The organism is Campylobacter sp. BCW_6871 (genome assembly GCF_001762325.1).
In the GTDB taxonomy this organism is placed as follows: domain Bacteria; phylum Campylobacterota; class Campylobacteria; order Campylobacterales; family Campylobacteraceae; genus Campylobacter_D; species Campylobacter_D jejuni.
On sequence record NZ_MJWQ01000032.1, the window covers coordinates 86,362 to 108,912 of the forward strand.

The window sequence follows — 22,551 nt, forward strand, 5'->3', positions numbered from 1 at the left end:
ATGCGTTATATTACAACACCAATTTATTATGTAAATGATGTACCTCATTTAGGTCATGCTTATACTACCATCATAGCCGATACTTTAGCAAGATTTTATCGTTTGCAAGGACATGAAACAAGATTTCTAACAGGAACAGATGAGCATGGACAAAAAATCGAAGAAGCTGCCAAACTAAGAAATTCCACTCCTCAAGAATATGCTGATAAAATCAGTTTTGAATTTAAAAAATTATGGGATGAATTTGAAATCACCTATGATATTTACGCAAGAACAACTGATACAAGGCATATTGAATTTGTTAAAGCTATGTTTTTAAAAATGTGGCAAAAAGGTGATATTTATAAAGATGAATACGAAGGACACTATTGTATTTCTTGTGAAAGCTTTTTTACTCAAAGTCAGCTTATCAATGATTGTTCTTGTCCAGATTGTGGCAAACAAACTAGAATTTTAAAAGAGGAAAGCTATTTTTTCAAACTTTCAAAATATCAAGATAAAATTTTACAATGGTATGAAGAAAAAGATCCCATCCTACCAAAAAACAAAAAAAACGAACTTATAAATTTTGTCCAAAGCGGCCTTAAAGATCTTTCCATTACAAGAACAAGTTTTGATTGGGGGATTAAACTGCCTCAAGAAATTAATGATGATAAACATATTATTTATGTATGGCTTGATGCACTTTTTATCTATATAAGTTCGCTTGATTTTCAAAGCAAGGGAGAAAATGCTAAATTTTGGCCTGCGCATGTGCATTTAGTAGGAAAAGATATCTTGCGTTTTCATGCCATTTATTGGCCAGCTTTTTTAATGAGCGTGGATTTGCCTTTGCCAAAATTTATAGGTGCACATGGCTGGTGGACTAAAGAAGGTGAAAAAATGAGCAAATCTAAAGGCAATGTTGTAAAACCTAAAGAAATAGTTGATGCTTATGGAAGCGAAGCTTTTAGATATTTCTTGCTTAGAGAAGTGCCTTTTGGTAATGATGGGGATTTTAGCGAAAATATGCTGATAAATCGTATCAATGCTGAACTTAGCAATGAATTTGGAAATTTACTTAATCGCATTATAGGCATGAGTACAAAATATGATCAAGGAAATATTTCAAAAGAAGGTGTTTTAAAATTTTACAATGCCGAACTAAATCAAGCAAAAGAACACTTAAATTTAGCGGTAGAATTTTTAGAAAACTTACAGTGTAATCGTTATTTAGAAGAACTTTTTAAAGCCTTAAGTGTGGCAAATTTAGCCATTAGTAAATACGAACCTTGGAATTTAATCAAAGAAAACAAACACGAACAAGCTAATGCTTTAGTGGCACTTTGTGCAAATATTTTAGCCAAAACAAGTCTTTTGCTAAGCCCTGCTCTACCAAAGTCTTGTCAAAAAGTAGCTTTGGCTTTAAATTTTGAAATTTCGTCTGTAAATTACGCAAAAATGATACTTGATAATGAACTTTTAGATTTTAAAGCAAATCCTTGTGAAGCTTTATTTCCAAAAGTAGAAAAAGCTCTTTTAAAACAAGAAATTAAAGAAGAACCCAAAAAAGAAGAAAGTCCTAAAATAAAAATCGATGATTTTGCAAAAATTGAAATCAAAGTTGCTAAGGTACTTGATTGTCAAAATATAGAAGGGAGTGAAAAACTTTTAAAATTTCAACTCGAACTTGACAATAAAGAGATCCGTCAAGTACTCTCAGGCATAGCAAAATACTATAAAGCCAGTGATTTAATCGGTAAACAAGTATGTGTTATAAGTAATCTTAAAAAAGCTAAAATTTTTGGACATGAAAGCGATGGTATGATACTTTCTGCAAAAAGCGGAGATAAACTTGTTTTAATCACCCCTGAACAACTTATACAAAACGGTTCCTTAGTAGGCTAAAATATGCAAATTAGCAATTTAGGCGAACTTTTAAACGCAACGCTCATTCATGAAGGTAGCGTTTTAAGTGTGGAAGGTTTTGCCATAAATTTAAACGAACTTAAAGCAGGCTTTGCTTTCTTTAATAACGATAAAAAAGAAATTGCCCAAGCTATAAAAAAAGGCGCTTATGCTATAATTACAGAAAATGACATTGCTATTGAAGATAAAGACATTTTTTACTTTAGAGTAGAAAATCTAGAACAAGCTCTTGTAAGATTTTTACGCTTTTTTTGTGAAGATAAAGAATGTGAATTTTTACTTTTTAAATCTTACGAACTAAGTCTTTGCAAGGCTTTTTATTTTAACATTTTAAAAGGAAATATTTTTGCTGATTTTGAAAAACTAATCAAAGCAAAAAAAGGTGAAATTTTTTGCTGCTGTGAAGAAAATTACTTAAATAAACTTTGTGCCTATTCTCATAGTCTAAAAGATGCTAATTTTACTTTATTATCGCGATCTAGCTTTTTTTTTACAACTTTGATTTGTGAAAATTTATATTTTAAAAATCTTAATTTGCCTTTTTTTTACGCAAATAGTTTTGCAAAAATTATTTCTTTTTTAAAAGAAAAAAATCAAAAAATAATATTTGACTTTAATAAGATTGATGATTTTAAAATTTATTTTATTGACGATAAATTTGAAATCACTCCTTTTGGTTCAAGCTCTCAAGCGTTTATTGTAAGTAACAACCAAAATACCTTTGAATTCTGGAAAGAAAAATTTAAAAACATAAAAGACTTTAAAATTGCTTCTAAAAATTCTTTATTTTGCGATTTTTCCTATAATCAGCTTTCAGATTTAAGAAAATTAAAAAATTTTAAATATTGTTTAATTCTTGAAAATTATGATATTTTTGAACAAGAATTTGAAAACAAAGAAAATCAAACCCCAAGCTTATTTTAAATTCACTCCTTCATTTTCAAGCAAAAATCTTTTTATTTCAAGCCCTCCATTATATCCTCCTATACCATTGCTTGCAATAACTCTATGACAAGGTATAAAAATAGGAATTTGATTTTTAGAATTTGCATTTCCGACAGCTCTAAAAGCTTTTGGATGATTGATTTTTTCTGCTATATCTTTATAAGTAGCTATTTTGCCATAAGGAATTTTCATTAAAGCCCTATAAACCTTTGATTCAAAGTCTGTACCTTGTATCAAAACAGGAATGCTAAATTTTCTAAGCTTATGAGTAAAATATAAATCAAGTTCATATTTTGCTAAGTCAAGCAAACTACAATTTTTTTCTGATCTTTTATTATCACAAAAATCGACTCTAGTTAAAAATTTTCCATCACTATGTAAAGATAGGTAACATAAAGGCATTTTATAATAAACTTTAAACATTTTTTATCCTTCAAAGAGCTACAATTATAATAAAAAATATTTAAGGAGTAGAAAATGTCTTTTATGCAAGAATACAATAAACTTGTTGAAGAAAGAGCCGCTTTGGGTATACCACCCCTTCCTTTAAATGCAAATCAAACTAAAGAACTTTGTAAACTACTTGAAAATGAAAATAATGAAAAGCTTGCAAATCTTTTAGAAAATAGAGTAAATCCTGGTGTTGATGATGCAGCTTTAGTAAAATGTGAATTTTTAGATTCTATACTTAAAGGCAAAATCAGTGCTCCAAATATAGACAAAAAAAGAGCCTTAAGAATGCTTGGAACTATGCTAGGCGGATATAATGTTAAAGTTTTAATCGATGCTTTAAAAGATGAAAACATAGCCAAAGATTCTGCAGAAGTGTTGAAAAATATTATTTTTGTACATGATAATTTTCATACCATAGCTGAACTTAGCAAAAACAATCCACACGCTAAGGAAGTTTTACAAAGCTGGGCAAATGCGGACTGGTTTAACAAAAAAGAAAAATTACCTCAAGTGATTAAATGTATAGTTTTCAAAGTAGCAGGCGAAACAAATACCGACGATCTAAGCCCTGCAGGAGATGCTTTTACAAGAAGCGATATTCCTTTGCATGCAAATGCCATGCTAAAAGTAAGACAAGCAGGATCCTTAGAAAAAATCAAAGAGCTTAAAAAAAGCGGTCGCGAAGTAGTTTATGTAGGTGATGTTGTAGGAACAGGTTCAAGTAGAAAATCAGCAATAAATTCTATACAATGGCACTTAGGAAAAGAAATAGAAGGTGTGCCAAACAAGCATAGCGGTGGTATAGTAATGGGTTCAACTATAGCACCGATTTTCTTTAACACTGCTCAAGATAGCGGGGCTTTACCTATCATCTGTGATGTAACAAACTTAGAAATGGGCGATGAGTTTGAAATTCATCCTTATGAGGGAAAAATCATAAAAAATGGCTCTACAATCGCAGAATTTACACTCAGTCCAAACACTCTCTTAGATGAAGTTAGAGCAGGAGGAAGAATCCCACTTATCATAGGTCGCGGGCTTTGTACTAAGGCTAGAGAATTTTTAGGAATGGAAAGTGAAAATATCTTTACCAAACCTGAACAACCTAAATCTTCAAGCGGTGGTTATACCTTGGCTCAAAAAATGCTAGGTCGTGCCTGTGGAGTTGAAGGCGTACGTCCAGGTATGTATATAGAACCTATAACTTTAACTGTAGGCTCTCAAGATACCACAGGTCCTATGACTAGAGATGAAATTAAAGAACTTGCAAGCCTAGGTTTTAATGCAGACTTTGTGATGCAAAGCTTTTGCCATACAGCTGCTTATCCAAAAGTAAGCGATTCAAATTTACATAAAACCTTGCCCAATTTCATGACAAGTCGTGGTGGGGTAAGTTTAAAACCAGGTGATGGGGTTATTCACTCTTGGCTTAATCGTTTTGTATTGCCAGATACCGTAGGAACGGGTGGGGATTCTCACACACGCTTTCCTATAGGAATTTCTTTCCCTGCAGGAAGTGGACTTGTGGCTTTTGCTGCAGTTACTGGTTCTATGCCTTTAAATATCCCTGAAAGTGTTTTAGTGCGTTTTAGCGGGGAATTACAAGCTGGAGTTACCTTAAGAGATTTGGTTAATGCTATACCTTATTATGCAATCAAACAAGGACAACTTACCGTTGAAAAGAAAAATAAGAAAAATATTTTTGCAGGAAAAATTTTAGAAATAGAAGGCTTGCCAAACTTAAAAGTCGAACAAGCTTTTGAACTTAGTGATGCAAGTGCTGAAAGATCTGCAGCTGCTTGTAGTGTGGATTTAAGCATAGAAAGTGTAAGCGAATATATCAAATCCAATATTTCTTTAATTGAAGCTATGATAGAAGCAGGATATGAGAATAAAGCTACCCTTGCTAGAAGGGCTGAAAAAATGAGAGAATGGCTTAAAAACCCTACTCTTTTAAGAGCAGATAAAGATGCAAAATACGCTTATATTATAGATATTAACCTTAATGACATTAAAGAGCCAATCCTAGCTTGTCCAAATGACCCTGATGATGTAGCAACCTTAAGTGAAATTTTAGCCGATGATAAGCGTCCAAAAAATATAGATGAAGTTTTTGTAGGTTCTTGTATGACAAATATAGGACATTATAGAGCTTTGGGAGAAATTTTAAAAGATAAAGGCATACTTAAAACCAGACTTTGGGTAGTGCCTCCAACAAAAATGGATAAAGCACAACTTACCAATGAAGGTTATTACAGCATCTTTGGTGCAGCAGGTGCTAGAATAGAAGTTCCTGGTTGTTCTTTATGTATGGGTAATCAAGCTAGAGTAAATGATGGAGCTGTAGTTTTCTCAACTTCTACAAGAAATTTTGACAACCGTATGGGAATGGGTGCTAAAGTATATTTAGGCAGTGCAGAACTTGCGGCAGTTTGTGCGATTTTGGGTAAAATTCCAAGCAAGGAAGAATACTTACAAATTGTCAGCGAAAAACTAAGTGATGAGCATAAGGCAAATATCTATAGATATTTAAATTTTAATGAGATTGAAAATTTCAAACTTGAAAATTAATTCAAATTTAATACTTATTTGGATTAAATAACAAAATTAAAATTTTCAAAGGAAAAATATTGAAGTTATTATTCACTTCCTTTTGTTGTTTTGCAAGTTTAATGGCTAGCGATGCCATTAACTGCGACAACATTAAAAATAATAAAACATTGCTAAATAAAAGTTCAAATTTAGATTATTTAAATATAGCTTCAAGCTGTAAAGAATCTTTAAAAAATCAAGATTTTACAAAAAAACTCTATGCGATTTCCAATGAAATTCGCGGAAGCAATAGCTCTTGTAATGGTGTGGCTTATTTGCCCAAATTACAACAATTTGATTTTTTATTATTAAAAATAGCTATCGATCCCATCGCTTATCAAAAAACTTTAGATACACCCGAAAATTTAGAAAAAAAATATGATATTTTAAAATCTTATTTTAGATATTGGGCATATCAAAGTATAGGAAATTTTAGACTTTACAAAGCTTTTTGGAAAGAATATAACAATGCTATAGAACCTTTAGAAAAGTATTTTGAAAGTAATTTTAATTTTGACAAAGGTAGTAATATTTACTATACTAGCAATGCCTTAAACGAATTTTTAAATTGGGCTGTTGGTGAAACAAAAATTTACAAAGACATTAGTCCTTTAGCAAAAATCATGTCAAATAAAAATTATTCAGTATCTTATATACAAGATTTTATTTTTTCAAATAATCCAAGCCAAGATGATCTTACGATAGCCTTGCAAGCAGCGCTTCTAAATCAAAGAGAAAAAGAAATTTTAGAACTTTTGATTCGTTTTGGTGCTAGGATTGACGAAGGTTATGAAAGTGCTATTTTTTACGCATTGGAAAATTATGAAAATACAAATTTTTTAATCCAAAATGGAGCGAATGTTAATCAAGCCAATGCCTTTGGTAAAACCCCACTTTTTTATGCCATAGAGTTTAATCGCCTTGATATCATAAAACTACTTCTTGATAATGGAGCAAATTTTAATCAAAAATATATTAATAACAATGAAAAATTAGCATTAAGTGCGAACATAGGTTCAAATACGCCTTATTTTATTACATTTTGTGCTCTAGAGCACACTTCAAAAAATGTTTTAATGCATGCTGCAGCCTATGGAAATGTTGAAATTTTAAAACTTCTTATTTCAAAAGGAGCAAATTTTAATGCTGTTGATGATCTTGGTTTTAATGCGCTTGACTTTGCACTATCAGCAGGTAAAAAAGAAAATGCTGATTATCTAAAAAGCTTGGGTTTAAAAGCAAATGAAAATCTATTTTACGGAGATAGTTTAGAATGAAAACCGCATTTATTACAGGAGCTAGTTCAGGTTTTGGTAGAGCTTGTGTTGAAGCTTTTATACAAGAAGGCTACAAAGTAATCGCCCTTGCTAGACGCAAAGAGCGTCTAGAAGAGCTAAAAAATGCTCATAAAGATAAGATTTACACCCTTTGCATAGATGTAAGAAATCAAAAAGAAATCTTTGGGGCTATTGAAAATTTACCTAAAGAATTTCAAGAAATTGATGTGCTTTTTAATAATGCAGGCTTGGCTTTAGGGGTAGATGAATTTGATAAATTAAACCTTGAAGATATTAACACTATGGTAGATACAAACATCAAAGGGTTTTTATATGTTGCAAAAGCTGTTATTCCTATACTTCGTAAACAAAAAAATGCTTATATTTTTAACTTAGGTTCAGTTGCGGGACGCAATCCTTATTTTGGAGGCAATGTGTATTGTGGAACCAAAGCCTTTGTAGGACAATTTTCATTGGCCTTAAGAAATGATCTTAGAGGAAGCAATATCAAAGTAACAAACATTGCTCCAGGACTTTGCAAAACTGAATTTAGTGAAGTGCGTTTTAAAGGAGATATCCAAAAAGCTGATGCAGTGTATGAAAATACGCAATTTATCAGTGCTAATGATATTGCCAAAGTAGTAATGTCTATCATTAACCTACCAAGCCATATTAATGTTAATGAAATCGAGCTTATGCCGGTAACACAAACTTGGAATGGATTTTATATAGAAAGAGATGAATGAATAAATTTTTAGTTTTATTGTTTTTACCTTTAGTTGCATTTGCAAACTCCTCAGAAGCAGCTGCAAATGCTAATTTGTTTGGAGCTTTTACGCTTATACCACCTTTAGTTGCTATTGCTTTAGCCTTTATCACAAAAGATGTTATTTTATCACTCTTTGCTGGGGTTTTAAGCGGAACTTTTCTACTTAGCCTTTCTGTAAATATTTTTAAAGCACAACATTTAGCTTTTGTAAATTATTACAATACCGCAGTAGAATCTTTTTCAAAGATTATTTCTTACATCTTAGGCTCAACTTCAGATCCAGTAAATGCAGGAATCATTTTGCAAATTCTTTGTATAGGTGGTCTTGTAGCACTTATCACAAAAATGGGTGGTGCAAAAGCTGTAGCATTAAAATTTGCCAAAAGAGCCAAATCAGCTGTATCAGCTCAAGTTAACACTTGGTTTTTAGGGCTTTTAATATTTTTTGATGATTATGCTAATTTACTGATCGTAGGTCCAATTATGCGTCCTTTGGCGGATAAATTTAAAATTTCTCGTGAAAAATTTGCCTTTATTATCGATTCTACTGCCGCTCCCGTAGCAGGAATAGCTGTAATTTCTACTTGGATAGGCTTAGAAGTTTCCTTAATTAAAACCGCTTATGAACACATAGGCATTAGCGATATTAGTGCTTTTGGAATTTTTGTCGAAACCATACCTTATCGTTTTTATAATATCTTCATGCTTTTTTTTGTAGCCATGACTGCAATCATGGGACGTGAGTTTGGTTCTATGTACAAGGCTGAAGTGCGTGCAAGAACCACAGGACAAATTGCACCTCTACCTAAATCAGGCATACTAGATACTGCTGAATTAGAAGATCAGTTTTTAGCGCCAAAAGAAGGTATTAAAATTCGTGCTTTTGATGCTATTGTTCCTATTTTTACTTTAATCATTTTAGCTATATTAGGATTTTATTTTAATGGACTTAGCACTTTAGAAGGCGAAGAACTTGCAAAAGCAAGCGCCAATCCTTTGTCTTTTGAAACTTTTAGGGCTGCTTTTGGAAATGCTGATTCTTCTGTGGTGTTATTCCAAGCTGCTTTGTTTGCTGCTATTGTAGCGATTTTTATCGGGGTGCGTCGTAAAATTTTCAATCTTAAAGAAGCGGTAGAAACTTGGATATATGGCTGGAAAACCATGATTTTTACCATAGTATTGCTTTTATTTGCTTGGTCGCTTTCAAGTATAGTAAAAGATCTAGGAACTTCTTTATTTATCACTAGTTTACTTGCAGATAAATTGCCTGAGTTTATTTTGCCTGCTACTATTTTTGCTTTTGCTTCAGCCATTTCTTTTGCCATAGGAACAAGCTATGGAACTATGGGGATTTTAATGCCTTTGGCTGTGCCTTTAGCTCATGAAATCGCCAAAATCAATGGTATGGATGCAAATGCTATGCATCATTATATGGTTATTAATATAAGCTGCGTTTTAACAGGTGCGATTTTTGGAAACCATTGCTCACCAATTTCAGATAATGTAATCCTTTCATCTATGAGCGCAAAATGCGATCATATGGAGCATGTAAGAACACAAATTCCTTATGCTTTATTTATCTGTGGTATTTCTTTAATCGCTGGATATATTCCTGTATCTTTAGGACTTAGTGTTTGGCTTGTCTTGCCTTTGAATTTCATACTTATTACGCTTTTACTAAGACTCATCGGAAAGAAAGTTCCATGAGTCTTGAAAATTTTGGAAATTTTCTTACTTTAGATGAAAAACACTCTTTCATAAAAAAATATTTTAAAGAATTTTATACAAAGGAATTTAAACTTTTTGCCTCAAAAGATAAACATTATCGTACAAGAGCTGAACTTTCATTTTATCATGAAAATGATACTCTTTTTTATGCAATGTTTGATCCAAAAAGCAAAAAAAAGTACATTATAGAATATTTAGATTTTGCTGATGAAAAAATTTGCGCTTTTATGCCAAAACTTCTAGAATGCTTGCGTCAAGATAGCAAATTAAAAGAAAAACTTTTTGGCGTGGAGTTTTTAACCACAAAGCAAGAACTTAGCATAACTTTACTTTATCATAAAAATATAGAAGATATAAAGTCAAATTTAGAAAATTTAAGCAATATTCTTCATATCAACCTTATAGCAAGAAGTAAAGGCAAAAAACTTATTTTTAAAACAGAAAATCTAAGACAAACTTTAAATATTCAAGATAGAAAAATATTTTATGAATTTAACAACGATTGTTTTATTCAGCCTAATACTGCTATAAATGAAAAAATGATTACTTGGGTATGTGAAATTTTAAGCACTCAAAAAAGAATGGATTTACTTGAGCTTTACTGTGGATATGGAAATTTTACTTTAGCTTTAGCACCATTCTTTTTTAAAATTTTAGCCACTGAAATTTCAAAAAGCAATATTAATTTTGCTTTAAAAAATTGCGAGCTTAACAATACAACAAATATCCACTTTGCAAGACTTTCAAGCGAAGAATTAAGTCTTGCTATCAAAAAAGAAAGAGAATTTTTTCGTTTAAAAGATATTCGATTAGATGATTTTAATTTCTCTCATGTTTTAGTTGATCCACCCCGTGCAGGACTTGATAAAAGCGTAATTGACTTAATAAAAAAATATGAAAATATTATTTATATTTCTTGCAATCCTATCACTTTAAAAGAAAATTTAAAAGAATTAAGTCTAACACATAGAGTGGAAGAGTTTGCTCTTTTTGATCAATTTGCCAATACTCCACATCTTGAATGTGGAGTATTTCTTAGCAAGGTATAAAAAAATAATTCATTAATTTAGCCAGTATTACTATCGCGATACAAAGCACAAATACAAAAGGATGGATAAAAGCACCAAGCGGGTTTTTCTTCTTTAATATAAAATGACAAAATAAAGAAAAAACAACTAAAGATAAAATTCCAAAAGCCAAAATAATTTTTATAGCAAAAAGTAAATTTAAAGGTTTAAAATGAAAACCTGCCAAAGCACCTCCGCTTAAAAAAAGCAAAAGAACCACAAAAGGCATTATTTTAACCCCAGTAGCACTAAAAAGACTTTTGTCAAAATTAGGATTTTTCTTTTTAACTACGCCCAAAACAAATACATCAACAAACAAATAACCTATAAACAAAATAGCACAAAGAAGATGGATTGTTAAAGTATATGGATAAAATTCTTCCATTTTTCCCTCCTTATTAAACTTCGGAATTTGCTATATTATAACACTTTTTTCATTTTTTGAATTCACTTTAGTTAATTTTTTAATCATTTAAGATAAAATACCAAAACAAAGGTTAATAATGAATGAAAAAGAAACTATCTCTTATATTATAAATACAAGTAAAAATATTGCCATATTTGCTTTAAGTCCAGATAAGACAAAAGCTTCTTATAGGGTAGCAGAATTTTTACAAAGAAAAAATTATAAAATTTTTCCTATTTATCCTAAAGAAGAGTTTATTTTAAATGAAAAAGTTTATAGAAATTTAGATCAAATAGAAGAAAAAATCGATACACTTATACTTTTTAGAAAAGGCGAAGCGGCACTAGAAATTCTTCCTAAGCTTGTTGAAAAAAATATTAAAAACCTATGGCTTCAACTTGGTATTAGTAATGAAACAGCCAAAGAAGAATGTAAAAAATTAGATATAAATTTTATACAAAATCGTTGCATTATGCTAGAATATCCGTATTTTAAAACAAAGGAAAAATAGTGTTAGAGCTTAATAAAATTTACAAAGCAAAACAACAAATTTCAGGGTTTGTAAACAAAACTCCTTTCATATACTCTTCTTTTTTAAGTGATATTTGTCAAAGTGAGATTTATCTTAAAAATGAAAATTTACAAATTACAGGTGCTTATAAAATTCGTGGAGCTTATAATAAAATAGCCAATCTTAGCGCTGAACAAAAACAACATGGAGTCATTGCCGCAAGTGCGGGAAACCATGCTCAAGGCGTGGCCATTAGTGCAAAAAAATTTGGCATTAAAGCGGTTATTGTAATGCCAGAATCCACTCCGCTCTTAAAAGTTTCTGCTACAAAAGCCTTAGGAGCAGAGGTGATACTCAAAGGGGATAATTTTGATGAATCCTATACTTTTGCAACCTCTTATGCTAAAGAAAATAATCTTAGTTTTATCCATCCTTTTGAAGATGAATTTGTAATGGCAGGACAAGGAACTTTGATGCTTGAAATGCTTGATGAAATAAGTGATCTTGATATGATTATCGCACCTGTTGGAGGTGGAGGACTTATAAGTGGTATCGCAAGTGCAGCTAAACAAATCAATCCAAACATTAAAATCATCGGAGTTGGAGCCAAAGGAGCTCCTGCAATGTATGAAAGTTTTCATGCTAAAAAAATCAAAAATGCAAAAAGCGTACGCACTATAGCCGATGGTATTGCTGTGCGTGATGCAAATCCTATTAATTTTAATATTATTTTAGAATGCGTAGATGATTTTATCCAAGTTGATGATGAAGAAATCGCTAATGCGGTATTGTTTTTACTTGAAAAACATAAAATCATAGTTGAAGGCGCAGGAGCTGCGAGTGTAGCCACCCTACTTCATCAAAAAATAAATACACAAAATCATAAAAAAATTGGCGTAGTTTTAAGCGGAGGCAATATCGATGCACAAATGCTAAATATCATCATAGAAAAAGGTTTATTTAAATCTTACAGAAAAATGCAAATTCATGTTACTTTAGTAGATAAACCTGGGGCATTATTACACCTTACAGATAGCTTAAAAATAGCCAATGCCAATATAGTAAAAATCGACTATGATAGATTTTCTACCAAGCTTGATTATGGCGATGCGATGATTTCAATTACCCTAGAAACCAAAGGTAAAGAACATCAAGAAGAAATAAGAAAAATTTTAACCCAAAAGGCCTTTAATTTCTATGAAAGTTTTTAATAACATATACGGCTTAAATAAAGCCCATTTGGCGGTGCTAAAAAGTGATTGTATTGCTTTTTGGCCTCAATCTGTTCTTTGAGTTCTTTTTCACTCATTTTTCCTTCTAAAACCTTTAAAACACTTGCTACACTTAATCTAATTTGCCCTCTTAAAAAACCATTAGCTTTAAAATGAAAAATGCTAAAATCTTTATAAGCATAAGCTCTAGCAATAAAAATTTCTCTTAAAGTCGTTTTATTATCTCCTCCACTTTTGCAAAAAAACTTTAAATCCTTTTTTCCCACAAAAAAACCCAAAAGCTCGTTAGCCTTATCTAAGTCAAATTTAGGATAAAAATGTACATAAGAAGCCATAAAAGGACTATAAGAAGAGTGAGAAAATATATAGCGGTATTCTCTACTTTTTACATCAAATCTTACTTCAAAATCATCTTTTACTTTTTCAATTTTTTTGATATGGATAAAAGGATGGGAAAATTTATTAAGCTGTTTTTGAAGATATTCTAAATTTACAAAATGATCTCCACACTCCACACTAGCTACAGCATAGCTTGCATGTACTCCTTTATCTGTACGAGAAGCCATCAAAAGAGGTGAAACAATACCCAAATGCGATAAGGCACCACTTAAAGCATCTTGAACACCTTTTTTATGAGGCTGAGTAGCAGAACCTAAAAAAGCAGAGCCATCATAAGAAAATATAATTTTTATTTTCATCAATAACGACTCAAAATCATTTTCTTAAAACAATAAGCCGAAACAAATAAACTTAAAGAAAAAATTCCAAGGCAAGCCAAAATTGGAGGTTGAGAAAAAGAACTTAAAAGTCCAAAATATATAGCAATCACTCCAAACATACCTAAATACACATAGCCTTTTTCATAACGATAAGTAACCAAACCAAAACAAAGCGCAAAAAGCGTACTAGCAAGTGGAAACAAGGCTATAGTTGTATAAATCACAAATTCTCTTGCTCTTTGTGGATTTTCGTTTAAATCATTCCAGTATTCATAAAATTTCTTTGTTTGAAGATTGTCTGTATTAAACTGAGTATTTACTACTAAAGTGTCAAATTCTCCACTAAAAATACTTTGACCTTGCTCAAAATTATACATTTTGCCTTGATTCAAGCTAAAAGCAAAGCTATCATCTTTTCTTTGCACATGCGCTTCTTTGGCTATGATAAGTTGTTCTTTATCATCTGTTTTATGTTTAGGGCGATACATAATTATGTTTTCATACTTATCACTATCTTGTTTTTCTATAAAAATCATCCAGTCTAAAAATTTTTGTCCAAATTCTCCTGTTTTGTAGTTAAATTTCACTTGAGTGCTTTTATAGTTTACAAAGTTATCCTGAAGTTCAAATACTATAGGTATCATTACCAAAGCCACAACAAGCATAAAAGCACTAATCAAGCTTGCAATTTTAAGGAAAAATTTTGCCAAAATCATTGGTGAAAATCCCAAAGTAAAAAGTACTATGCTTTCATTTTCCTTAGAAAGCCTAAACAAAGCCAAAGTTAAAGAAATAAAAAAAGATATAGGCAAGGTAAAAATTAAAATTCTAGGCAACATAAATCCATAAAGCTTTAAAAGATCCAAAAAACTAATCTCTATACTTGAAGTAAGTTTTGCAAGTTGAATAAAAAACACCATAGATACAATAGCAAAAAGTACGAAAAATATAGACAAATTCGTACTTAAAAATTGATTTAAAACATATCTTAAACTAAGCTTCATTAGAATAATCCTAAGTTTTTATAAAATAAAACTGCCACAAAAGCGATATTTAAAAAGGGTATCATAGCAAGTTCTTGCTCTTTTATTGCTTTAATTTTTAAAAAAATAAAAAAAGGCAAAGTTAAAATAGAAGCTATAAGTAATACTAAAAATCCATACTCAAAACCTAAAATTCCACCTATACAAGACATAATGATAATATCAGCATCGCCCAAATTTTCCAAAATTTCATCTTTTTTTCGGAAATTCATTAGAAAAAAAACTAAACTTTTTAATAAAAAAACAAATCCTCCAAAACTAAAAGCATTTAGTAAAAAACCTCTGCTAAACTCTTTAAAAATCAAAAAATGTAAAATTTCACTTTCCCTAAAGGCGTAAAAAAAAGCAAATAAAAAAGCGCTCCAAAGTAAGATTTGTGGTACGGCTTTGAGTTTAATATCAATTAAAGAAAGCAAGAAAAGATTAAATAAAAATAGAGATAAAAATAAAAAATCATAAAAATTTTGACTTAAAAAATAAACCAAAATAAGCAAAATTATGCCTAAAATTTCATTGATTAATAAAGAAATAGGTAAATGACATTTGCAAGTTTGACATTTTGCCTTTAAAAAAATATAAGAAAAAACAGGAATAATTTCATAGTATTTTAATTTTGTATCACAAGAAAAACAAAAAGAGCGCGAGATAAAAAAAGGCTTTTTTTCAATTATCCTACTTGCCAAACTTGCGCAAAAAGAACCTAAACAAGCCCCTAGAATTATTATGAAAAGTATCATTTTCCAAAAGTTCTTTCTCTATTTCTAAATTCTTTAATAATCCTTTTAAATTCTCTCTTGGTAAGAGATGGAAATAAAGTTTCACTAAAATAAATTTCAGCATATGAACACTGCCAAAGTAAGAAATTTGAAAGTCTTTTAGCATTTCCAACGCGAAGCATCAAATCCACATCTAAAGGTAAATCTAAATTTTGCGTTAAATTTTCTTCATTTAGCTCAAGTTTTTTCTCGATCACACGCTTAGCAGCTCTTATAATTTCATCTCTTGCACCATAACTTATAGCCAAATTAACACAAAGTGCGTCACAATGCTTTGTTTTTTCTTCAACTAAGGTAATTTTTTCTCTTACTTTATCTTCCAAACGCGATAAATCACCTATAGCTCTTAAACGCACATTATTTTTTTCAAATTTTTCTAAAGCTTCATCCAAACAACGATCTAAAAGTTCAAAAATAAAATCAATTTCATCTTTAGGACGCTTCCAATTTTCCGTACTAAAAGCAAAAAGGCTTAAATTTGAAATATTTTCTTCCATACAAACTTCCATCAATTTTTGCATAGTTTTGACTCCTTGGGAGTATCCAAGTTTTGCCAAAAAACCCTTAGCCCTAGCCCAGCGCCTATTACCATCCATAACAACAGCAAGGTGTTTTAATTCATTCATTTTTCATCCTTTAAAATCAAAAAGCCTTTTGAAAACAAACAAAGGTTCAATCTTGTTTTCTTGCGATACATTAAAATCTAAATGTTCGTTTAAAAATTTTTGTACCTTGGCAAAAGGTGTAAAAACGCTAACACCTTGTGAATCTATCAAAATTTTCAAAGCTCCAAAAACACTAAAATATAAGTAAATTTCTAAATATTTTGCTCTTTTACGCATTTGAAACAAACAAGATTTATTTTCAAAGATAAAAGGAATATGATAAATATTTTCAAAACTTGCAAAAAGCATTTCTTTTAATATCTGATAACGCTCTATATCTTTACAATCTAAAAGATTTTGTATGATGAATTTTTTATAAGAAATTTTATTCTCTAAAATAGCGATTATCAAAGCCAATCCCTCTTCAAAAGGTTTGAAATTAGGACGCTTTGAAAGATGTTTAAATTGTATAACTCCACCATTTTGCATATAAAGTTCAGCTAAATATTCAGCACCAATTTCAAGCTCTATCATGCTTTTGGTTTGAATCTTTTTGTGATTTAACAAAAGTGTATAGTGTCCATAGCCTGATTTAGCCAAAACTTTCATTTGTATAGGCAAGGTAGAATTAATCATACTCATAATTTTTCACACCATTTTACTAATTCAAATGCCAATTTTTCTTTGCTTTGCAAGGTGCTTTTATTTTCATTATTTAAAGTGATAAAATAAAGTTCATTTTGATCGCTTCCAAAATAATTTTTTTGATCAATGATATTAAGACAAATCATATCAAGTTGCTTATCTTTTAAAGATTTTTTCGCATTTTCTAAGGCATTTTGAGAATCAAATTCCATCTTAAAACCTATCTTTTTGCCTTGAAATTTGCAAGTTTTAAGCAAATCTTCATTTAAAGATAGATGCAAGTTTAAACCCTGTAAATGCTCATTTTTTTTAATTTTTCCTTTTACACTTTGAGGGATAAAATCACTCACTGCAGCCGTCATAATCAAAAAATCATGACTTAAATTTTTATCCAAAAGCTCTTTTAGATCCTTAGAACTTTCAAATTTGCAAAGCTCATAAGGAGTATCAAATTCCACAGAGCTTAAAAGTTTTACCCTAGCTCCTAAAAAATAAAAAGCATCAGCTATGGCTTTTGCCATTTTTCCACTTGAAAAATTACTCACACAACGCACATCATCAATTCTTTCTCTTGTGCCACCACCTGTGATAACTACACTTTTATCGCACCAAAACTTTTCTTTTAAAAGTTCTCTTTTGGTGATACTGAAAATATCCTTAACTTCAGCTAAGGCTCCTGCGCCTTCATCTTTACAAGCTAAAACTTTACAAATAGGCTCTATAATCAAAGCTTTATTTTTTTTAAGTATCTTTAAAGAATTTTGCGTGCTAAAATGATGAAACATATTTGTATTTGCCGCAGGAGCTATGATAAGAGGTTTATTTGCTGCGATTAAGGTTTGGATAAAAAGATTATCCGCTATACCAAAAGCAAGTTTATTGATAGAATTAACACTTGCAGGGGCAAACAAAACAAGATCTGCATCCTTACTAAAAGCTATGTGATTGTTTGAGTTTTGCCAACTTTCATTTTCCTCGCATAAAACTTCATCAACTAAGGCTTCAAAACTCATTTTGCTAGCAAATTTTAACAAACCATTAGAAAGCAAAACTTTTACCCTAAAGCTTTCTTTTTTAAACAAAGAAATAAGCTCGTAAGATTTATAAAAAGCTATACTGCCACTAATGGCTAAAAGTATGGTTTTCATTTTTGAAATTTCTTGTAATAATAATCTTTTACCATCTTATGCTCTGCTCTATTGATAAATAAAGCACCTTTTTCTACATTAACACTTACTGTGCTTCCTGCTGCTATGATCACTTCATCTTCGATTTTTACAGGTGCGATAAATTGCGTATCAGAACCTACAAAAACATTTTTTCCTATGATGGTTTTATGCTTTTTTACCCCATCATAATTGCATGTAATAGTCCCACAGCCTATATTGGTTCCACTATCTATCTCACAATCTCCTAAATAGCTCAAATGCCCTGCTTTTACGGTATTTAACTTTGCATTTTTGCATTCTACAAAATTTCCTATATGAGTGTTTTTTAACTCACAATTTGGACGTAAATGTGCCAAAGGTCCTACATCGCTATTTTCTACGATGGAATTTTCTATCACGCTTGAACTTTTAATGATAGAGTTTATAATCTTACTTTTACCCTCTATCCTTACATTTTCATATACTTCGCATTCACCTACAAATTCAACATCTGCACCTATAAAAGTGCTTTGCGGTAAATGAAAAATCACACCCTGTTGCATCCAGTGTTTTTTAATTTTTTCTTGCATGAAATTTTCAGCTATACTGAGTTCAAATTTATCATTGATCCCCATAAATTCATCTTCATCTACAAAAACCGCTTTAATCATCACATCTTTTTCTTTTGCTAGTTTTACAATGTCGGTTAAATAATACTCTTTTGCCGCATTATTATTATCAATCAAAGGTAAAAGCTCTTTTAAAAGCCTCGAGTCAATCACATAAACCCCAGCATTGCAAGTATTTATCTCTTTTTCTTGTGTATTTGCATCTTTAAATTCAACAATTTTTTCAACACTATCGTTTTTTATCACCACTCTGCCATAACTTTTAGGATCTCTTGCTTTAAAAACTGCTAAATTTAATTTTGCATTATTACCCAACAAAGCTTCCAAACTTGTTTGCTCAACCAAAGGCATATCGCCACAAAGAATCAACACTCTTTCATTTTTAGGCTCAAACCCCCTTAAAGCTCCCGCAGTTCCTGGATAATTTTGCAAGTCTTGCTCTAAAATTTGTGTTTTTGGAAAGTGTTCTAAAATTTCTTTTTCAACGCGTTCTTTTTGATGCGATAAAACTACACTTACATCATCACTTAAAGCAAAAGCCTTTTTTAAAATGTGTAAAATCATACTTTTTTGACAAAGCTCTTGCAAAACCTTTGGCTTTTGTGATTTCATTCTAGTGCCTAATCCTGCCGCTAAAATCAAAATAGAAGTTTTCATTTTTTACCTTTGTTATTAAGAAGTCTAAAAGACTATTTTAGCAGTTTAAAGTTAAAATCCTAATACCCTTAAACTAGTTTTTAGTCATCAAAAGATAAAATTTAAATTTCTTTAGTAAAAAACAAAAAAAGGTTTTTAAATTTTGAAAAAAATATTATTATTTTTACTTTTAAGCATGAGTTTATTTGCTGCTGAAGCAACTATCCCTACAGTAAATTTAAGCTTAAGTGCACCCAATACACCTAATCAGCTTGTTACTACTTTAAATATAGTGATTGTTTTAACCATACTTGCGCTCGCTCCAAGTATAGTTTTTGTTATGACTTCTTTCTTGCGTCTTATTGTGGTATTTTCATTTTTGCGACAAGCTATGGGGACGCAAAGTATGCCACCTAATACCATTTTAGTAACCTTGGCTTTAATTTTAACTTTTTTTATCATGGAACCTGTAGCTACAAAATCTTATAATGAAGGTATAAAACCTTATTTAGCAGAAAAAATAGGCTATGAAGAGGCTTTTATAAAAGGAGCAAAACCTTTTAAAGATTTTATGCTTAAAAATACTCGAGAAAAAGATTTAGCCCTTTTTTATCGTATACGCAATCTACCCAATCCCAAAACCATAGATGATGTTCCCCTTACGGTTTTAGTTCCTGCTTTTATGATTTCAGAGCTTAAAACCGCTTTTGAAATAGGGTTTTTAATCTACCTGCCCTTTTTAGTCATAGATATGGTTGTAAGCTCAGTTTTAATGGCTATGGGTATGATGATGCTACCTCCTACTATGATCTCTTTACCTTTTAAACTCTTAATTTTTGTATTAGTGGATGGATGGAATTTGCTAGTGCAAAGGCTTGTGGAAAGCTTTGTAACCTAAGATTTATAAAATCTTAAAAACAAAATTCCAAGAAAAAGATACAAAAGCAAAAATAATTCTAAAGCTAAAAGTATATACAAAAACAAGCCTTTAACGCAAAAAAGAGCTATAAAAACAACAAAAAGAATTACTAAGGCTGTTCGCCCTAGAAAGACTTTTTCTAGGGTCTTGATAGAATAAAAAGTAAAATCTAAAATAAGAGTAAAAATAAATTCTAGCATTGTAAAATACACCCAAAAACTAAGCTTAGTGGTATCTTGCAGCCATCATGTCAATTTTTGAATTGTAAGTACTTCCGCCCGGTGCAGGTGCATTCGCAACCCCAGCACCTACTACCCCCAATCTTATTCCATAATTTAAAATTAAAGGTATAGCTCTATCTTCTTGATAAGCATATTTGCAATACTCCCTAGCTGCGTTTAGTACAGTGCAAGATAAAAACAAAAATAACAAAAAAATGCAACTTTTTTCATTATCTTAAATCCTTTTATTTAAAATTTAGATAATGATATTGTATATCAAAATTTATAAAATTAATATTAATTATCAATATTTTATTAAAAGCCTACAAGAAAAAAGTGATATTATTTTGCTTAAAAACTTCTTTAATGTCTTTTAAATACTTATTGCCCAAAAAATCTAAAAAGCCATTTTTCCTACTCTCATCAATGAAATTATCAAGCTTGTCCTTTAAAGCTTCATCACCTTTTCTTACAGCTATACCCCAAAACTCAGGATTTTCTTGAAAAGGCGCTAAAATGGCTCTGGTTGTATCTTGATGTTTTTGCCAAGTGCGATAAATCGTAAGTTGATCATAAAAAAATCCATCAGCCTTGCCTTGAATCACTTCCAAAATAGCAGCATTTTCTTTATCAAATAAATTAATAGTTGCATTTTTTAAATTTTTAACCGCATATAAATGTCCTGTAGAACCACGCTTTAAAGCCAAAACTTTGCCCTTTTTATCTAAATCTTTGATATTTGTAATATCAGAGTTCAAAGGAGTTAAAATAGCCAAATTTGCCTTAGCATAAGGAATGCTAAAATCCACCACTTTCTTTCTCTCATCGGTAATTGTCATAGAAGACATGATAAGATCTATCTTGGCTGTTTTTAAAGCAGGTATTAAACCATCCCAAGCGATATTTTTTACTACAAGTTTATAGCCGTTTTTCTTTGCAAAAGCTTCTAAAAAATCCACGCTAATTCCACTTGCTTTGCCTGTTTTATCGCTCATTTCAAAAGGCGGATATCCAAGCTCCATTCCTACAACCAAATCTTTTGCACTCAAATTTAAAGCAAAAAAAGAGATAAAAATCAAAATAATTTTTTTCATAATTTCCTTTCAAAATTTTTTGTAAAAAAATTATACTAATTTTATCTTATTTTGTTATTAGCAATTTGTTTCAAACTTAAAAAATTAAAACCTGTAAACCCTAGTTTGTCCTATAAGATTATTTAATCTATCCATTATAGATCCAACATAAGAATTTATACTTTCACTACTTGCTTTCCAGCCATTAGCAAGAGCTTGTTTAATCTCAGCGTCTAAAGCCCAATTGCCTAAAGCTTGCTTAGGAGACATACCCTTTTCATACATATAAAGCTCTCCAGCTATACGACCTCTATCAAGTTCATATTTTAATAAACTTGCAAAATCAACCTTACCTGTCATGATATCAGTCAAATCAACGCTAGTGGTTGAAAAACTCTCCTTAGCCATAGCTGTATTGTAAGCTTCTACTTTTGGATTAAGTGTAGTTTTTGGACTCTCAACGGGTTGTCCACCTTGAGATTTTAAAAAACTCATAAATAAATCTTCTTTAGTATAAGTTCCATCTTCATTTTTTGGATAAAATGACATATCAGGTTTAAAATCACATTCATATTTAGCTTGAGAAACATTTTTTATTTCTTCTAAGGATAAACCTAAGGTTTCAGGTTTTAAACCATTAATCATATTTCCAGAATCAGCCCAAAGATCATCAGCTTTCTCTGCTTGTTCTGATGTTTGATAGACATTTGAAACTAAAGCTCCAGAAAAGTCTTTTAAATGAGTAATATTCATTCTATTATTTGGATCATTAAAATTCATACATTTATCTCCACCTACAGCATATCCACTAGGCATAGAATTTATATCTGCTTCACTAAAACTTGTTTTATCACTTGGAAAGCTTTGGCTTAAAGCATTAGAAAAAAGATTATAATATTGTTTTATGGTTTCAGCCATATCTATATTAGAATAATATTTATCTACACCTAGATATTCTCTTATATCAGAAACATTATATTCAGCCACTCTCTCTATCTCATCCAAAGTAGATTTATGTATCTTAAAATCTTCAGGAAGTCCTGCAGCTTTGTTAAAATCACTTCCCATATAGCCATCTTTATCTACACTATAACCATAGGCTGTATTAGTAGAAGTATTACTTATATCTGCTTGTTTGTATTTTAGAGTATAAATAGAGTTTTTAAATTCACTTGATATATCATAGTTAGGAGAATTTGTCTTACTACTTATACTAAAATTAGTGTTATTGCTAGTATTTGTTGTATTA

General features: G+C 30.7%; 22 protein-coding genes and 1 pseudogene. 10 read left to right on the forward strand and 13 right to left on the reverse strand.

What is annotated here, in order from left to right:
• Both metG and AJ930_RS03070 read left to right on the forward strand, forming a co-directional pair.
• Positions 1-1,887 carry a methionine--tRNA ligase gene (metG, locus tag AJ930_RS03065; protein ID WP_070274820.1) on the forward strand — a complete coding sequence of 629 codons (1,887 nt, stop codon included), beginning with the start codon at positions 1-3 and terminating at the stop codon, positions 1,885-1,887.
• A 3-nt stretch (positions 1,888-1,890) separates the two neighbouring features.
• On the forward strand, positions 1,891-2,832 hold the full coding sequence (locus tag AJ930_RS03070) for a hypothetical protein (RefSeq protein ID WP_070239608.1): 942 nt from the start codon (positions 1,891-1,893) through the stop codon (positions 2,830-2,832).
• On the opposite strand, the gene AJ930_RS03075 is transcribed toward AJ930_RS03070, so the two are convergent.
• Positions 2,824-3,276, reverse strand: a complete 453-nt coding sequence (locus tag AJ930_RS03075) for a methylated-DNA--[protein]-cysteine S-methyltransferase (protein ID WP_002892517.1) — start codon at positions 3,274-3,276, stop codon at positions 2,824-2,826. The two genes, AJ930_RS03070 and AJ930_RS03075, sit on opposite strands and share 9 nt — an antisense overlap.
• Before the next feature lie 54 nt (positions 3,277-3,330).
• On the opposite strand from AJ930_RS03075, the gene AJ930_RS03080 reads away from it, so the two are divergent.
• From AJ930_RS03080 to trmA, 5 genes are read left to right on the forward strand one after another with little or no spacing between them, the layout of a single operon-like run.
• Positions 3,331-5,877 carry a bifunctional aconitate hydratase 2/2-methylisocitrate dehydratase gene (locus AJ930_RS03080; RefSeq protein WP_070274821.1) on the forward strand — a complete coding sequence of 849 codons (2,547 nt, stop codon included), beginning with the start codon at positions 3,331-3,333 and terminating at the stop codon, positions 5,875-5,877.
• 59 nt (positions 5,878-5,936) lie between these two features.
• Positions 5,937-7,175 (forward strand): ankyrin repeat domain-containing protein, encoded by a 1,239-nt coding sequence (locus AJ930_RS03085; RefSeq protein WP_070274822.1) that lies wholly within the window; start codon positions 5,937-5,939, stop codon positions 7,173-7,175.
• Positions 7,172-7,921 carry an SDR family NAD(P)-dependent oxidoreductase gene (locus tag AJ930_RS03090; RefSeq protein ID WP_053872917.1) on the forward strand — a complete coding sequence of 250 codons (750 nt, stop codon included), beginning with the start codon at positions 7,172-7,174 and terminating at the stop codon, positions 7,919-7,921. The genes AJ930_RS03085 and AJ930_RS03090 overlap by 4 nt, the downstream gene beginning before the upstream one ends.
• Complete coding sequence (locus AJ930_RS03095) at positions 7,918-9,651, forward strand: Na+/H+ antiporter NhaC family protein (protein ID WP_053872916.1); 1,734 nt, start codon at positions 7,918-7,920, stop codon at positions 9,649-9,651. Before AJ930_RS03090 ends, AJ930_RS03095 begins: the two co-directional genes overlap by 4 nt.
• On the forward strand, positions 9,648-10,721 hold the full coding sequence (gene trmA, locus AJ930_RS03100; RefSeq protein WP_052950014.1) for a tRNA (uridine(54)-C5)-methyltransferase TrmA: 1,074 nt from the start codon (positions 9,648-9,650) through the stop codon (positions 10,719-10,721). Before AJ930_RS03095 ends, trmA begins: the two co-directional genes overlap by 4 nt.
• Here the strand turns inward: trmA and AJ930_RS03105 are convergent.
• Complete coding sequence (locus AJ930_RS03105; protein ID WP_002861471.1) at positions 10,708-11,124, reverse strand: membrane protein; 417 nt, start codon at positions 11,122-11,124, stop codon at positions 10,708-10,710. The two genes, trmA and AJ930_RS03105, sit on opposite strands and share 14 nt — an antisense overlap.
• A 118-nt stretch (positions 11,125-11,242) precedes the next feature.
• On the opposite strand from AJ930_RS03105, the gene AJ930_RS03110 reads away from it, so the two are divergent.
• Both AJ930_RS03110 and ilvA read left to right on the forward strand, forming a co-directional pair.
• A complete protein-coding gene (locus AJ930_RS03110) occupies positions 11,243-11,656 on the forward strand; it encodes a CoA-binding protein (protein ID WP_002861470.1) in 414 nt (137 codons plus the stop codon).
• Complete coding sequence (ilvA, locus tag AJ930_RS03115) at positions 11,656-12,867, forward strand: threonine ammonia-lyase (protein WP_002861469.1); 1,212 nt, start codon at positions 11,656-11,658, stop codon at positions 12,865-12,867. Before AJ930_RS03110 ends, ilvA begins: the two co-directional genes overlap by 1 nt.
• Here the strand turns inward: ilvA and truA are convergent.
• The 7 genes from truA to glmU are packed head-to-tail and all read right to left on the reverse strand — an operon-like array spanning position 12,864 to position 19,110.
• Positions 12,864-13,589, reverse strand: a complete 726-nt coding sequence (gene truA, locus AJ930_RS03120; RefSeq protein WP_072225843.1) for a tRNA pseudouridine(38-40) synthase TruA — start codon at positions 13,587-13,589, stop codon at positions 12,864-12,866. The genes ilvA and truA overlap by 4 nt on opposite strands.
• Positions 13,586-14,611, reverse strand: coding sequence for an LptF/LptG family permease (locus tag AJ930_RS03125; protein WP_002861467.1), 1,026 nt, complete (start codon positions 14,609-14,611; stop codon positions 13,586-13,588). The genes truA and AJ930_RS03125 overlap by 4 nt, the downstream gene beginning before the upstream one ends.
• Positions 14,611-15,387, reverse strand: a complete 777-nt coding sequence (locus AJ930_RS03130) for a prepilin peptidase (protein ID WP_070274823.1) — start codon at positions 15,385-15,387, stop codon at positions 14,611-14,613. Before AJ930_RS03130 ends, AJ930_RS03125 begins: the two co-directional genes overlap by 1 nt.
• Positions 15,384-16,052, reverse strand: coding sequence for a polyprenyl diphosphate synthase (gene uppS, locus AJ930_RS03135; RefSeq protein WP_002852565.1), 669 nt, complete (start codon positions 16,050-16,052; stop codon positions 15,384-15,386). The genes AJ930_RS03130 and uppS overlap by 4 nt, the downstream gene beginning before the upstream one ends.
• Positions 16,053-16,055: 3 nt before the next feature.
• On the reverse strand, positions 16,056-16,673 hold the full coding sequence (locus tag AJ930_RS03140) for a hypothetical protein (RefSeq protein ID WP_044779277.1): 618 nt from the start codon (positions 16,671-16,673) through the stop codon (positions 16,056-16,058).
• Positions 16,670-17,824, reverse strand: coding sequence for a bifunctional phosphopantothenoylcysteine decarboxylase/phosphopantothenate--cysteine ligase CoaBC (gene coaBC, locus AJ930_RS03145; RefSeq protein WP_070274824.1), 1,155 nt, complete (start codon positions 17,822-17,824; stop codon positions 16,670-16,672). The genes AJ930_RS03140 and coaBC overlap by 4 nt, the downstream gene beginning before the upstream one ends.
• Entirely contained in the window at positions 17,821-19,110 is a 1,290-nt protein-coding gene (glmU, locus tag AJ930_RS03150) for a bifunctional UDP-N-acetylglucosamine diphosphorylase/glucosamine-1-phosphate N-acetyltransferase GlmU (RefSeq protein WP_070242802.1), read from the reverse strand. Before glmU ends, coaBC begins: the two co-directional genes overlap by 4 nt.
• Before the next feature lie 142 nt (positions 19,111-19,252).
• On the opposite strand from glmU, the gene fliP reads away from it, so the two are divergent.
• Positions 19,253-19,987, forward strand: coding sequence for a flagellar type III secretion system pore protein FliP (fliP, locus tag AJ930_RS03155; protein WP_002852529.1), 735 nt, complete (start codon positions 19,253-19,255; stop codon positions 19,985-19,987).
• Here the strand turns inward: fliP and AJ930_RS03160 are convergent.
• From AJ930_RS03160 to AJ930_RS09970, 4 genes and pseudogenes are all read right to left on the reverse strand, one after another.
• The gene (locus AJ930_RS03160) at positions 19,984-20,208 is read right to left on the reverse strand and encodes a hypothetical protein (RefSeq protein WP_002780361.1); all 225 of its coding nucleotides are present in this window, start codon (positions 20,206-20,208) and stop codon (positions 19,984-19,986) included. The genes fliP and AJ930_RS03160 overlap by 4 nt on opposite strands.
• A gap of 25 nt (positions 20,209-20,233) precedes the next feature.
• Positions 20,234-20,460, reverse strand: a pseudogene (locus AJ930_RS03165) (hypothetical protein).
• A gap of 92 nt (positions 20,461-20,552) precedes the next feature.
• Positions 20,553-21,323 carry a transporter substrate-binding domain-containing protein gene (locus AJ930_RS03170; protein WP_002776733.1) on the reverse strand — a complete coding sequence of 257 codons (771 nt, stop codon included), beginning with the start codon at positions 21,321-21,323 and terminating at the stop codon, positions 20,553-20,555.
• Between the two features lie 84 nt (positions 21,324-21,407).
• On the reverse strand, positions 21,408-22,551 hold a 1,144-nt coding region (locus AJ930_RS09970; protein ID WP_083263154.1), incomplete at its 5' end, for a Cj0814 family flagellar-dependent secreted protein.